Source organism: Undibacterium sp. JH2W (genome assembly GCF_049340425.1).
GTDB lineage: Bacteria > Pseudomonadota > Gammaproteobacteria > Burkholderiales > Burkholderiaceae_D > Undibacterium.
Genome location: NZ_JBMPOT010000005.1, coordinates 174,783 through 188,427, shown reverse-complemented (window position 1 = coordinate 188,427; position 13,645 = coordinate 174,783). Strand labels below are relative to the sequence as shown.

The window sequence follows — 13,645 nt, the reverse complement described above, 5'->3', positions numbered from 1 at the left end:
GGGGGAGATCATTGATCTCCCCCTTCTGCTTTAGTTGCCAGGTTCAGCGCAGTTTGTTCCTGAGTGCATCCATCATTTTCGGGATGCTATCCTTGCTCATACTATCAACGATCCAGCCCAGCCCCATGGGCACAGGGCCAGGATCAGTAAACACTTGATACTTGACGACAGTCTTGTTGGGGTTGCCAGCCACTGCTGTCAAGTCCCAGTGGCCTGCAGTATCTGCGATAGTTTCTTCTTGTTTCAAACCTTCCCATGGCTGCAGTTTCCAGCTCAGGTTACAGGTCGTGGCGCTGGCTTTAGGCGTCATTTTCAGGCGGTATTTCTTGACTTTGCCGAGCGGCAAATTCAGGGTGAAATCCACCAGGGCAGACTCATCCGGCTGGCGCGTGACTTTGGCTTTGGCAGTATTTGGCATGAAGCTGGGATACTCTTCATAAGCCTGTATCGTTGCGCATACTTTGGCGACCGGGGCATTGAGTATTGTGCCTGCGGCAAAAGTCTTGCCGCTGCTGTCTGGCTTAGTCAGGTCAATGAGTTGGACCTCGGCCTCACTGAATTTGCTGGCATCCAGTTGTGCTGCCTGCACACTGGCAGCAAATGGCAAGCTAAACGCCAGGCCAAGTAAAAAAGCAATATGTTTCATGGTTTATTCACACCTTCGCGTATTTTTTCTATGTCCACTTTTTTCAAATATTCAGGAATATTCTTCCACATGCTGTGATAACCATAGCCACCCTGCATCAATTCTTCCAGGGCTTTTTCTTTGGTCCAGGCTTGATTGAGGATTCTGTACATGGCTGTTACCAGGCCGGTGCGGTCAGCGCCATGCATGCAATGCAAAAGTACCGGGCCATCTTTTTCTGCTACCTTGATGGCACGCAGGGCAGTGATGACATTTGCATCGTTGATATTCCAGGTATTGATGCCTATGCGCTGCAGCTTGATGCCACTATCTTTGAACAAACTGTCATCCGAATGAAAGGAGCGCAAACTGACTATGGTCTTGATACCCAGAGACTTCAGCAAGGCGGCATCCTTGCTTTCCAATTGGGCGCTGCGGTAGAAGTCCTGATTGACGCGATACAGGTTTTTCGCTTCGGCTACGGGGGTAGCCCATTCGGCCGGACGGCCGTCTTGCGCATAGGAGGCAGGCAGGGCCAATAGCAAGGCAGCACAAGTCAATGTCATCAGGACATTGTTGGCATACTTATTTGGTATTTTCTTGATCTTGTTGAGCATGTTGTTTATACGAATAAATATAGAGAAAAGTGGCACCAATAAATCCCACCCAATAATCGGTAGGTACGCCCAGCAACCAGTGGATATGCCAGGGGACATCATGAGCGTTGAAGCGTGAGATACCATAGGCGGGGTTGATGACAAACCATAAAAAGTCCTCGACTACCCAAAAACTCATGATGCTGGCGATGGCACGGCATTCCAGCTTCAAGCTCCACTGCTGCATCATGGCAAAGGGGAAATGAAAAAACAGGCTGATGAAAGGGAAAACCCAGGCATGGTAACCCGTCATGGCGCGGCCACCCCAGAAGATATCCAGCAGCCAGTGCTTTTCTATGCGCCAGGTCGGCAAATTGGCTGCCCAGCCAGCGCTGCCTTCTATCTGGATTTCTACCTGGGCAAAAAATAGCGCAAGCACACAGGCAAAAGCAAGGCAGAGTAAAAAAGACAGGAGTGAATTTGCAGGTTTCATCATCAAACCAGACCTCAAACTGCTTTACTCAGTATGGTTTGTAAAACATCCCTGGCTGCCTGTGGGCGGCCCAGGGCCTGTGCTTTGACATGCATGTCGCGCAATTTATCGGGATGTTGCAACAGGTAGTTCAGGCGATAAGCCAGGCTGATGTCATCATAGGCTTTCAGGGCCACGCCTTGTTCCAGTAAAAAGTCGGCATTGCGTTCTTCCTGACCTGGAATAGGTGAGTTGACTATCATGGGCAAGCCCATGGCTAGGCATTCGGAGGTTGTCAGTCCGCCCGGTTTGGTAATCACCAGATCAGCGCAGGCCATCAGGCGCTCGACTTTGTCGGTGAAACCTTGCGGCAGTAAGCGGCCCGGATAGCGTAGTGCCAGTTTTTGCAGGGCTTGCAAGGCAGGTGCATTTTTACCCGCCAGTACGATGAGCTGGAAATTGCCAGGCAATGACAACAGGCGCTCGGCTACTTCATCGAGCCCACCCAGGCCAGCACCACCTCCCATGAGCATGAAGGTTTGCAAAGCCGGGTCTAGCCCAAATTCAGCAGCACAGGTTTTCCTGTCCAGGTCTTGTGTAAAGGCTGGCATGATAGGAATACCCGTGACATGAACATGGTCAGCGGCGATACCATTGATACGCATGCGGTCAGCCACTTCTTCGCTGGCAGCAAAATAACCGGCCATGTGTTCATGCACCCACATCCTGTGTAAATCAAAATCGGTGACCTGTACCCAGACCGGGCAATGCAGTCTTTCCTTGCGCAACAGGCGGGACAGCATTTCGGCTGGCAGGAAGTGGGTGCAGACGATGACATCTGGGGCAAAGTCGGCAATGGCTTGCAGCAAAGGGCGGGAACTTAATCGCTCTATGCCGCGCCTGAGTTTTTCCATGGTGCTGTCAGACTGCGCTTCATTGCTGGCATGATAGAGATAACCCCACAAGGTCGGCGCTTTGTTGACCAGCTTGATATAGAAGTCGGTATAGATTTTACGGAAACCCGCTGTGACAAAATCCATCACGTCCAGATGCAAGACTTCAGTATCGGTAGCATGCTGCACGGCGGTAGCCTGTATGGCTTCGGCGGCACGCTTGTGACCTGCACCAGCGGAAACGCTTAATAACAAGATCTTTTTCTTAGGCATGGACTTCGGTGTGTGGATAAAAACACCGAGAATAACACGGTCTGTAAACCACCATGCCAAATTGGCTTGCTGGCTATCGCCTTGCCAGTGTTTTGGGGCGACGGTAGCCAGAGCTGCTGCAGGGATTAAGGTTGCAGGCGAGAAATTTCCCACAAGCCATCTTCAGTCCTGGTGTAGATGATGCGATCATGCAGGCGCGAACTGCGGCCTTGCCAGAATTCCAGACGTTCTGGCACTAGTCTATACCCACCCCAATGGGCAGGGCGCGGTGGGTGATTGCCAAATTCTGCCACGACGGCAGCCAGTTGTTGCTCCAGTACGGCACGGTCAGCAATGGGTTGGCTCTGTTGCGATGCCAGGGCACTCTGGCGGCTGCCTAAAGGGCGACTGTTGAAGTAAGCATCATTTTCAGCATCGCTGAGTTTTTCTATGCGACCTTCTATGCGGACCTGTCTTTCCAGCGGTATCCAGAAAAACAGGAGAGCAGCATGGGGATTGCTTTCCAGATCCTGGCCTTTAGCGCTATCGTAATTGGTGAACCAGGAAAAACCGCGTGCATCGAACTCCTTGATGAGGACGATGCGTGAGCTGGGACGACCTGCAGTATCGACGGTGGACAGGGCCATGGCATTTGGTTCTGGCACATCGGCTTTCAAAGCCTGCTCAAACCAGTTGGCAAACTGGCTATAGGGATCGCTGTTTACATCAGATTCAGCCAGGCTGGCTTTTTTGTAGTCGGTACGGATATCAGCTACGGACATGATTTTCCTTGATGAAGTATTGAAAACTTTGCTATGTTTTAAGCAGTGATGCCGCGTCTGGTTTTCATCGCTGCGCCCAGCGCTGCCATCTGTGCTTCAGAAAACAGGCGTTTTGCCATGGGAGCGATTTGTGTTTCTTCTATCTGCATATGTTCGCTATACAGTGCTTGAAAGTCCAGTACTTCGCTTGCAGACAAGGACGCCGCACTTGCTGTAGCAATGGCACTTAGCTGCTTTTCCAGTTGTAGCCATTGCGCTGCCATGTCTTCATGCTGGCTAAGAATCTTGGGCAAGAGGCCGGCCAGTAGCGCAGCATCTTCGTCCTTGGCAGTCATTTGCAGTTCAGGCAATAGATTGATTTCTTCATCTTCATGATGCAAAGGGGCTGCTTTGACAAAATAATTCAAAACAGACTGTGCAGCCTGCTGGGCATCCTTGTCGGCACCATGATTTGGCAAGTGATCCAGTAGCTTGCTCATCGTCGCCAATTGCTTGCGTATGCGGTCATGGCAATGCTTGAGTACGGCTATTGGTTGGTCAAAGCCTGGGGCAGTATCGAATAAGGTATTCATTTTCACTTTGCATGGGTTGATATGCCTATTATGCAATAGTCAGCCTGCCCGTGCTTGCGTCATATCAAATTCAGACCTGCTGATTTTCGACGAAACAAATATATTCACCAGCCACAGGTTTGATCTTGTACGCTTGCTGGGCGACTTCAGCACTTTCTTTCATGTCCTGCAGACAATAGCCATGTTGTTGCAAAAAATTTGAGACTTGCTCTTGCGCCATGCCCGATAAAAATGGCTCGGATTTCTTCTTGAGGAAGAAATCAATGATCTTGCTGGCAGGTCGAAAATTGGGTTTACCATTTGACTGGATTTCCATCCAGGTAAAAATCAAGGAGGTATCGACTGCAACCGACCGCATTTGCTGCAATAGCCGGGCAACATCGTTGATCGTTAAATACATCAGCAAGCCTTCTGCAATGAACAGGGTCTTTAAATTTGCATCAAAGTATGGGCATTTACTTAATACTTCTCTCAGGGAATGCTTGCCTAGTTCAGCAGCAATATAGTGGATACGATTTGCATCTGACATACCTGTCGCGGCACGCTTCACAGCTTGTGTTGCCGGATGATCGATTTCTATCAAGTTCAAGTCTGGATATTGTGCCGCCAGTTCCATGCACAGGCTATCGTAGCCTGCCCCGGTCAAGATGATCTGGCGCGCACCTGCTGATATGGCTTGCGCGACATAATCCCTGATGACTATTTTGCGCAAGATATAGTGTTGCAAGATGCCAGGCAGGGTCATTTGTTCTGCCGCATAGGCCAGCATACGGAACCAGTGACGGTTAATCAGCCTCGACAAGCGCGGGTGGCTGGCCCGTAACAAGCGCTGCCCATGTGCGGCCATGGGACCGGGTACCAGGCTCAGATAGCCTGGATCACGCGCCAGTATTTGCACGCCAGCGGCAACGACCAGGGCGGTGTTGCTGGCTTGCTCAGCCCTCATGCTGCCTGCTCCAGTGATGATGCAAACATGGCTGCATGGTGCTGGAACCAGGTACTTTGGAATAGTAATTCTGGGTCAAAACGGCGTTTATAAGTCAGGAAATTTCCAAAATTGGGATAGCAATGGCGGGTTTGTTTTGCTGTGGCATAACGCCCATAAGTCAGGTAAAAGCTACCATCCCTTAGTATCGCTAAATTGATGAGCCTGCCGAAAGCTGCTGCCGTGGCTGCCATGCCGCTTTCACTATGTTCCGTATGCAGATTAAAGATGACGCAGGCATAATCTTGCCTGGCCCAGGGCAGGAAGCTTTCTGTATCTGCTTTTATCAAACGCACCGTGCCGTAAATGAGGTCAACACCATGCTGGCGGAAATCCAGAGCCGCATCACGCATGAAGGCCTGCAGCTCGGCTCTGGGCACATATAATTCGCCTATCATTTCCGAGCCGTGATGCCCAAGCAGGCTGTCTATCTTGTTGTGATAACCGTCCAGATAAGTGGTTTGTTGCAGCCTGTCACTCCAGTAAATCTGGCCAGAGCTGCTCATATAGTGTCGGGCATAGCATTCAAAGGCGCTGCTCTTGTCTACATGGGCGAGTACCAGCAATTGCTGCCATTGCTCATCGCTAAGGGCATGCTCTTCCCGTATGCTGCTGGAGTCAGCTACCGGGCAATAACAGGAAAATACGCCGCGCTGCAAAAAGTCGGGGCTGGCCGGGTCTATCGCAAATTGAAAATCACCGTAGGCATAGCCAGTTGCAATACGCTGCGCAAACGCAGGCATCAAATCCTCCAGTGAGATCATGCTGACATCGCGCCGCATTTTTTGTCGGATACCCAGACGCAGGCTGACTTTGGTGATGATGCCAAACATGCCATAGCCACCGATGGCAAGCCTGAATAAGTGGCTATTGTTGTCACGGCTGCAATGCTGTAATCTGCCCTGAGCATCCAGCAGGCTAAAGCTCTCTACATCATCGATGAAAGGGCACATTTGCAAGCCACGTCCATGCACATTGGCCGACAGGCAGCCTCCTAGACTGAGATTGTCTGCCCCCGTTTGTTTCTGCCGTATGCTCCATTGTCTCAGGCCGTCTTTTTGCGCCGCCTCCAGATAGTCGATCAGGGCGGGCCACTGTATGCCAGCTTCGACCGTGATTATGCCCAAGCTGCGGTCGAAGGCCAATACTTTGTCCATGCAACGCATATCCAGCAAGACGGCATCCTGGGCAAACTGCTGCCCACCCATGGCGTGGCGGCCAGCACTGATGGCGACTTTTTTGCCACTACTTCTTGCCTCAGCCAGAGTTGCCGCAAGATGGGCAAGATCGCGTACTTCGACTATTTTGCTCACACTGGTGAGGTTCATGGCGGAATGAATATCGTTGACAATGGGTGAGGGGTGTTGTGTAGACATGCAGTTTTCTCCTGGTGGCTGAAGACTGCATTTTGTTATTTAAGGTATTGATATACAATCTAATAAAAATTAGTATTATATTTTAATACTCAACGTCATTTATCTTTCAGCATAGACCAGCATAATCCAACGTAAACCAATGTAAACATTAAGGGCTACATGAACCTGACCCAGCAAATTACGACAGCCCTGAAAAAGCACTTGAAACAAAAGGGTCTGACCTATGCACAACTGGCGGCGCATTTGCAAATCAGCGAAGCCAGTGTGAAACGCCTGTTTTCGGAATCGACATTTACCGTGCGCAGGCTGGAAGCGATATGCCAGTTACTGGAACTGGATTTCCTGGAACTGGCCCGATTGGCGCGTGGGCAGCAAGAATTAAAGGCCGAGCTGTCGGAGAAGCAAGAGCAAACGCTGGCAGATCAACCCAAGCTGTTGGGCGTGTTTTATCTCTTGCTCAATCAATGGCAAGTCAAAGAGATTTCCAAGAAATTTGATATTGTAGAAACTGAACTTTTGCAGTTATTGATGGGCCTGGAGAGACTGGAGTTGATCGAACTGCATCCCCAAAACCGTATCAAATTACTGACCCATACCACTCTGCAATGGCGCGCAGACGGCCCTATACGCAAAAAATACCAGGCCCAGGTCATGGAAGAATTCTTGCAAAGTGATTTTGAGAATGAGCAGGCAGTCTTGCGCTTTGAAACCCGCGAACTCAGTACTGCTTCGATTGCTGTCCTGCAAAGAAAAATGGGGCGCTTGCTGACCGAGTTCAATGAGTTGGCTGATATTGATGCCAGTCTGTCATCTGAGCAACGACAGGGCGTGGCCTTGTTGATGGCGACGCGACCCTGGGTATTTTCCCTGTTTTCTGATTTGCAGCGTCAAATTGGCCGTTAAAATTCAGTCTGACGCTGCATCAAGTAAAATAGCGCCTGCTTATTCATGTACAGCCTGCGGGCACAATTTTCTTATGCAAGAAGTAGTCGATATCGATTTTGACCGCCGTTTTGGTGGCATCGCCCGTTTATATGGTGCAGCTGCACTGGAGCGTTTCAAGGGTGCGCACGTCTGTGTCATCGGCGTAGGTGGCGTCGGCTCCTGGGTAGTAGAAGCACTGGCCCGCAGTGCGATAGGACAGATCAGCATGATAGATCTCGACAATGTGGCCGAATCAAATATCAATCGCCAGATACAGGCCAATACCGACACTGTAGGCAAAGCCAAGGTCACGGCACTGGCTGAACGTATTGCACTCATCAATCCTTATTGCAAAGTCAACCAAGTAGAAGACTTTGTGACGCCAGACAATCTTGATGCCATGCTGGGCCAGCCCGGTTTTGACTATGTGATTGACGCTATCGACAATGTCAAAGCCAAGACCGCCCTGATTGCTTATTGCCGTCAGCATGCCATCCCCCTCATCACCATAGGTGCTGCAGGCGGGCAAACTGATCCGGGCAAGATAGAAATACGTGATCTCTCACGCACCGAGCAAGAACCTCTGCTGGCACTGGTGCGCAAGCGATTGCGACAAAACCATGGCTTCCCGCGCGGCGCAAAAAGTAAATTTGGGATTGATGCCGTGTTTTCCATGGAAGCATTAAGCACGCCAGAAACTGCCGAAGTCTGCGAAGTCGGTGCTGAGACTGGTGCTGCTCTTAATGGCATAACAGGCTTGAACTGCGCCGGTTTCGGGTCCTCCATCGTCGTCACGGCGTCCTTTGGCCTGATGGCTGCCGCCCAGGTGCTGCGCAAGCTGGCGGCACAGGATACCGAAAATCAAACTCCATAATTCTTCGCATATTTCTCGCAATTTTTGCGTATGCATAGAAGTATTTTTGTCTGGAAACAATCTTTTATACTTTGTGGGGAAAATAACCTAAGCCCGGCGGAATTATTCGCCCGGCCTTGAGTTATTGCCGTTTAGCATTTAAAGTCAAATCACGGATTAGCCCAGCCTGATCCGCTTTCCACTCATGCTGCCTTGATTGCCAGTATTGTCCGAATATCAGGGCTCATGCAAAAGTGAAATACACTTGTCTCGGCTAGCCAGGTTTCATCCGAAGTTTATGGAGGCTTTATGTTTCAGGATATACGCATCAAGACCAAGCTCATTTTCAGTTTTATTTTATTGAGTTTGCTGGTCTTGTCCATAGGGTCTGCCGGGTATCTGAGTCTCAATGCCAGCAACAATTCTCTAAAAACCGTGTATGACGACAGGCTGGTGGCGCTAGGCCAACTTGACGCTGTCATACGCCTCATCATGAGAAATCAAGTCATCGTTGCCAAGTCCATGACCGACGACCAGGAAAAAATCCCCGCACACATCGCTGCGGTCGAAGCGGGCAAGGCTGAAGCCAGCAAGGTCTGGGCAGAATACATGGCGACATATCTGACACCGGAAGAAAAGGTACTGGCAGATCAGTTTGCGACCAGGCGAAAACAATTCCTTGATGAGGGTTTGAATCCGATTTTGGCCGCGCTAAAGAATAAAGAAATCGATGCTGCGTCGAAGTTATTTCATAGCAAAGTCGAGCCCTTGTTTGTGGGGATGAAAGAAGCCATGGACGGACTCATACAATTGCAATTGAATGTGGGTAAATCCGAGTATGACTCTTCCCAGAGTTTCTTTCGCAGCTTCCAGGTTTTTGCTGCTGTCTTCATCATCTTGTCAGTCTTGTTTGCTTCCGCCATGGGCATTTGGCTGGTGCGAGGCATCTCCCGGCCTTTGAACTATGCAGTCGAGATTGCGAATAATATTGCGGCTGGAGATTTGCGCCAGGATATCAAGATCAGCTCCAAAGATGAAGCGGGTGAATTGCTGCAAGCCTTGTCGAATATGAACCAGAGCCTGATCAACATCGTCAGCCAGGTCAGGACCAGCACCGACACCATCTTCACAGCCTCGAACGAGATTGCCACTGGCAACATGGACTTGTCAGAGCGTACTGAAAACCAGGCCAGCTCACTGGAAGAAACCGCCTCATCGATGGAAGAGTTGACTTCCACCGTGCAACACAATGCTGCCAGCGCGGCACAGGCCAATCAGCTCGTCATGTCTTCTTCTGATTTTGCCAGCAAGGGTGGTAATGTGGTCGGGCAAATGGTGAGTACTATGGGGGCGATCAAGGATAGCTCTCGCAAAATCGTCGACATCATAGGTGTTATTGATGGTATTGCTTTTCAGACCAATATCCTGGCATTGAATGCGGCAGTCGAAGCCGCCAGGGCGGGTGAGCAGGGGCGCGGCTTTGCCGTGGTTGCCTCTGAAGTACGTAATCTGGCGCAAAGATCTGCCAGCGCTGCCAAGGAAATTAAACAACTCATCGATGATTCAGTGTCCAAGGTCGATGCCGGTTCTGCTTTGGTCGATGAAACAGGTGCCACCATGGGCCAGATCATGACATCCGTTAAACAGGTGGCCGACATCATGAGTGAAATTGCGGCGGCAGGTAGCGAGCAAAGCCGTGGTATAGAGCAGGTGAATGTGGCGATCACCCAGATGGATCAGGTGACCCAGCATAATGCCGCATTGGTGGAAGAAGCCGCCGCAGCGGCGCAAAGCTTGCTGGAGCAAGCTGATAATTTGCATCAGGTGGTAGGTGTATTCAAGGTGACAGGTATGGGAGAAGCGGGGGCTGCCAGCAAGGCTGTTCAGTTCAAGAAAGCAAAAGCCGCCAATCAGGAGCAGCGTCCGGCTTTACGTCTGGGATAAACAATATTCAGCGCAATAAAAAAGGGGCAGTCTGATACAAAATCAGACTGCCCCTGATCGTTTTTATTGTTTAGTTATCCAGCTTGAAATTAAATTCCAGCATGGTTGTCAGCGGTTTGGAAATCGGTGCATATTTCCATTGTGACGCTGCTGCGATCACTTCCTTGTCAAAATGCTTGGGTGGATTGGCTTTGACGATATCCACTTGCGAAACCTTGCCATCTGTATCTATATGCACGCGTGCACTGACCACGCCAGACGTGACGCCAGCACGGACAGCCGTGCTCGGGTATTTAGGTTGTACGCTGGAGACGACTTTCAGTGTCAAGTTTTCTACCGGAGCAGGGGCTGGCGCTGGCTTTGGAGCCGCAGCAACTACCGGTGGTGGTACTTCTACCGGTTTTGGTACTGGCACTGGTACAGGTGCAGGAGCAACTGCCGTGGCAGAGGCAACTTTAGGCGCTTCCTTGGTTTTGGCTGCCAGGGCCTTGGCTTCTGCTGCCAGTTTTGCATCCTTGGCGTCTTTAGCGTCTTTTGCTTCCTTGGCTTCTTTCGCGTCTTTTGCCAGTTTTTCTTCCTTGGCTATCTGGGCTGCAGTCTTGTTGGATGCCATATCCATCCACTTGGTCACGTCTGCGGTATCTGAGTGTTTCACCGGGTTTTTCACCAGGCCAGTCGGCATGGCTGCATTCGAGGCCGGCGCATCCGGGACGCTGGCGACGGCTTCCGGTGCAGGACTTTTTTGGCATGCTGTCATCAGCATGGCACTGGATAGCAGACTGAATGTCAGCGCTGAGAATTTCGCTGTTTTGTTAAGGACTACCGTTTTCATATCACTCCAGGCAAAAAACCGTTTTAAAGCTAAAGTTAAAGTTAAACGAAGCAAGCTGCTATACCCTGCGAAATTATCAAGGCGCCATAAAACAGTGCAAACCTGCATTATTTTGGTGCATTGCCAATTTGTTCGCTGCTGCGAAAATTTTCACAAATCCGAACGGCTATCCTGCCATGGATATACCTGCATAGCAATATTCAAATCACAGAACAGAATGAAATCATGAAAATTCAGGGATCAAAAATACTTTGTTTGTACAAAACCATGCAGGAATTGTGCCAAATATGAATTAAATCGTTTAAATCACATCATAAATGAAAAAAAACCAACTTCTCGCGAAGCTGGTTTTACTTGATGAAGTTGAACTACATTTTATGGAGAAGAAGATTCAGGATTTTCCGAACACTTCATTCAATTGCTGGGTTACCCGGATAAAGGTCGTGCGCTTGGTGAGTTCCTTGAGCTTGTGCGCGCCCACATAGGTGCATGCCGAGCGCACGCCACCAAGTATGTCTTGCAGGGTGGTTTCAACTGCACCACGATAGGGTATCAATACTTCCTTGCCTTCCGAGGCACGATATTTGGCGACACCGCCAGCATACTTGTCCATGGCAGCCCGGCTGCTCATGCCGTAGAAGCGCTTGAATTGCTGCCCATCGCGCTCTACCAGATCACCAGCGCATTCATCGTGCCCCGCCAGCATGCCACCCAGCATGATGAAATCAGCGCCTGCGCCAAAGGCCTTGGCCAGATCACCTGGAACAACGCAACCACCGTCCGCGCAAATCTGGCCACCCAGTCCATGGGCTGCGTCCGCACATTCTATGACGGCTGACAATTGTGGGTAGCCCACGCCTGTCATCTTACGGGTCGTGCAAACCGAGCCAGGGCCTATGCCGACCTTGACGATATCAGCACCGGCCAGTATCAGTTCCTCAGTAATGTCGCCAGTCACCACATTGCCTGCCATGATGGTCAGGTGCGGGTAAGTGGTACGTACCTTTTTGACAAAATTGATAAAGCCCTCGGTATAGCCATTGGCCACATCGATACAGACATATTCGATTGCATTTTGCGCACGCGCCATGACAGCCGAGAATTTCTCAAAATCAGACCGGGTGATACCCATGGAATAGAAGGCAGTTGATTTCTTTTGCAAGGCAGAAAAATACTCGACCAGCGCGTCCTCATCATAGTGCTTGTGCAAGGCGACGGATAATTGGTGCGCATCCAGTGCGGCGGCCATTTCCATGGTGCCAGTGGAATCCATATTGGCAGCAATAATGGGAATGCCGTGATAAGTCTTGCGGGAATGATGGAAAACGAATTCGCGTTCCAGATTAACCTGGGAGCGGGAGGTGAGGGTGGAACGCTTGGGACGTATCAAAACGTCCTTGAAATCCAGCCTGAGGGTTTCTTCTATATGCATGACGACTCCAGTATGCGCCTGGCGGGCGCGGGAAATCACGAATGACGCAGCAATGCCATCAAGTCGTTGGGCCGTACTTGAGTATAGTGCAAAAAAATCCGGGATCATTATCTGAATTTGATATGGGCGGTATCATTCAATTCATATCCCGGATGCACTTGATATTATCAAGCTAATATGTTTTGTATATGGCGACGCATCAGAGCGCCCACGGAGGTACGAAAGCCTGGCCATTCTCCAGTATTGCCTCTGTACCCACGGGCAATATCGCTACGGCACGGAAATTCTCTTCACTGGTCTTGCGGAGAGAGAATCGCGTATGCGCCGGTACGATCAGGCAGGCCCCGGCACTCAGGCTGCGATGTTCTTCTCCCATGCTCACTGCGGCAGAACCTGCTAGACAGATAAATATCTCTTCTCGTGTCAGTTCATGAGGGGTGCCGGGTTTGCTGGAACTCAATTCAACCATCCAGGCTGAATTTTCCTGAGAGCCACGGCTGGGTGAGGCAAGGCCGGTAAACGTGGCGTCATGCATGGTAAAAATTTTGGCGGATGATGCTTCGATCAGATTCATAATCTTCTCTCGTGATATAATTCACCGAAGATTATAAGTTAAGGTGAATTAAATTACCATGCAAGAAAATACTGACCTGGGAGTGCTGCTGAATCTGGCTTTTGGCAGTTTTAAAGAGCAATTACACCAGCATCTGGCGCAACAGGGATATGCCGATATAGGAAGCTCTTTTGGCTATGTTTTTCGTTTGCTGAAAAATAATCCACAAAACCTGAAGCAAGTCGCAGACAGCCTGGCAATGACGCCACAAGGTGCGCTGAAGATCATTAATGACATGGTGTTGAAAGCCTATGTCCAGCGTGAGGATGACGCGCATGATGCGCGAGTACGCCTGCTGCACCTGACACCGCGCGCACTGGCCTTGATGGACGTGGCCCATGCATTTCATCAAGAGTTTGAAAGCCGCTTAAGTGAGCTGCTCGGCGCAGGCAAAGTCAAAGCCATGCGCGCTTTGCTGGAGCAGATAGTCGCAGACGGAGATAAAGCAGCGGATGGCTTGCCTAAATTACGTCCCCTGTAAGCTGGCGCTGGCG

Annotated in this window: 15 protein-coding genes; 4 read left to right on the top strand and 11 right to left on the bottom strand. The window is 50.3% G+C overall.

Annotation, left to right across the window (positions count from 1 at the left end):
* Nucleotides 1-43: 43 nt before the first annotated feature.
* The 8 genes from ACO0LC_RS08885 to ACO0LC_RS08850 form a co-directional block, all read right to left on the bottom strand.
* Entirely contained in the window at nt 44-646 is a 603-nt protein-coding gene (locus ACO0LC_RS08885; RefSeq protein WP_423002295.1) for a hypothetical protein, read from the bottom strand.
* Nucleotides 643-1,242, bottom strand: a complete 600-nt coding sequence (locus ACO0LC_RS08880; RefSeq protein ID WP_423002294.1) for a dual specificity protein phosphatase family protein — start codon at nt 1,240-1,242, stop codon at nt 643-645. Before ACO0LC_RS08880 ends, ACO0LC_RS08885 begins: the two co-directional genes overlap by 4 nt.
* On the bottom strand, nt 1,211-1,717 hold the full coding sequence (locus tag ACO0LC_RS08875) for a hypothetical protein (protein WP_423002293.1): 507 nt from the start codon (nt 1,715-1,717) through the stop codon (nt 1,211-1,213). The genes ACO0LC_RS08880 and ACO0LC_RS08875 overlap by 32 nt, the downstream gene beginning before the upstream one ends.
* 11 nt (nt 1,718-1,728) lie before the next feature.
* Entirely contained in the window at nt 1,729-2,859 is a 1,131-nt protein-coding gene (locus ACO0LC_RS08870) for an MGDG synthase family glycosyltransferase (RefSeq protein WP_423002445.1), read from the bottom strand.
* Between the two features lie 125 nt (nt 2,860-2,984).
* Nucleotides 2,985-3,620 carry a pyridoxamine 5'-phosphate oxidase gene (gene pdxH, locus ACO0LC_RS08865; RefSeq protein ID WP_423002292.1) on the bottom strand — a complete coding sequence of 212 codons (636 nt, stop codon included), beginning with the start codon at nt 3,618-3,620 and terminating at the stop codon, nt 2,985-2,987.
* Nucleotides 3,621-3,658: 38 nt separating this feature from the next.
* Complete coding sequence (locus ACO0LC_RS08860; RefSeq protein WP_423002291.1) at nt 3,659-4,192, bottom strand: hemerythrin domain-containing protein; 534 nt, start codon at nt 4,190-4,192, stop codon at nt 3,659-3,661.
* 70 nt (nt 4,193-4,262) lie between these two features.
* The gene (locus tag ACO0LC_RS08855; protein ID WP_423002290.1) at nt 4,263-5,138 is read right to left on the bottom strand and encodes a class I SAM-dependent methyltransferase; all 876 of its coding nucleotides are present in this window, start codon (nt 5,136-5,138) and stop codon (nt 4,263-4,265) included.
* A complete protein-coding gene (locus tag ACO0LC_RS08850) occupies nt 5,135-6,553 on the bottom strand; it encodes an FAD-binding oxidoreductase (RefSeq protein WP_423002289.1) in 1,419 nt (472 codons plus the stop codon). The genes ACO0LC_RS08855 and ACO0LC_RS08850 overlap by 4 nt, the downstream gene beginning before the upstream one ends.
* Nucleotides 6,554-6,712: 159 nt before the next feature.
* Between ACO0LC_RS08850 and ACO0LC_RS08845 the strand changes: the two genes are divergently transcribed.
* The 3 genes from ACO0LC_RS08845 (at nt 6,713) to ACO0LC_RS08835 (ending at nt 10,274) form a co-directional block, all read left to right on the top strand.
* Nucleotides 6,713-7,456, top strand: a complete 744-nt coding sequence (locus ACO0LC_RS08845; protein WP_423002288.1) for a helix-turn-helix domain-containing protein — start codon at nt 6,713-6,715, stop codon at nt 7,454-7,456.
* Nucleotides 7,457-7,529: 73 nt separating this feature from the next.
* Entirely contained in the window at nt 7,530-8,351 is an 822-nt protein-coding gene (gene tcdA, locus ACO0LC_RS08840; RefSeq protein ID WP_423002287.1) for a tRNA cyclic N6-threonylcarbamoyladenosine(37) synthase TcdA, read from the top strand.
* 288 nt (nt 8,352-8,639) lie between these two features.
* On the top strand, nt 8,640-10,274 hold the full coding sequence (locus ACO0LC_RS08835; RefSeq protein WP_423002286.1) for a methyl-accepting chemotaxis protein: 1,635 nt from the start codon (nt 8,640-8,642) through the stop codon (nt 10,272-10,274).
* A gap of 70 nt (nt 10,275-10,344) precedes the next feature.
* Here the strand turns inward: ACO0LC_RS08835 and ACO0LC_RS08830 are convergent, their stop codons facing one another.
* The 3 genes from ACO0LC_RS08830 to ACO0LC_RS08820 all read right to left on the bottom strand — a co-directional run bounded on the left by ACO0LC_RS08830 (nt 10,345) and on the right by ACO0LC_RS08820 (nt 13,112).
* Nucleotides 10,345-11,106 carry an energy transducer TonB gene (locus ACO0LC_RS08830; protein WP_423002285.1) on the bottom strand — a complete coding sequence of 254 codons (762 nt, stop codon included), beginning with the start codon at nt 11,104-11,106 and terminating at the stop codon, nt 10,345-10,347.
* 391 nt (nt 11,107-11,497) lie between these two features.
* A complete protein-coding gene (locus tag ACO0LC_RS08825) occupies nt 11,498-12,538 on the bottom strand; it encodes a GMP reductase (protein ID WP_423002444.1) in 1,041 nt (346 codons plus the stop codon).
* A gap of 199 nt (nt 12,539-12,737) precedes the next feature.
* Nucleotides 12,738-13,112 carry a cupin domain-containing protein gene (locus ACO0LC_RS08820; RefSeq protein WP_423002284.1) on the bottom strand — a complete coding sequence of 125 codons (375 nt, stop codon included), beginning with the start codon at nt 13,110-13,112 and terminating at the stop codon, nt 12,738-12,740.
* Between the two features lie 58 nt (nt 13,113-13,170).
* On the opposite strand from ACO0LC_RS08820, the gene ACO0LC_RS08815 reads away from it, so the two are divergent.
* Nucleotides 13,171-13,632 (top strand): MarR family winged helix-turn-helix transcriptional regulator, encoded by a 462-nt coding sequence (locus ACO0LC_RS08815; RefSeq protein WP_423002283.1) that lies wholly within the window; start codon nt 13,171-13,173, stop codon nt 13,630-13,632.
* The last annotated feature ends 13 nt before the right edge of the window (nt 13,633-13,645 follow it).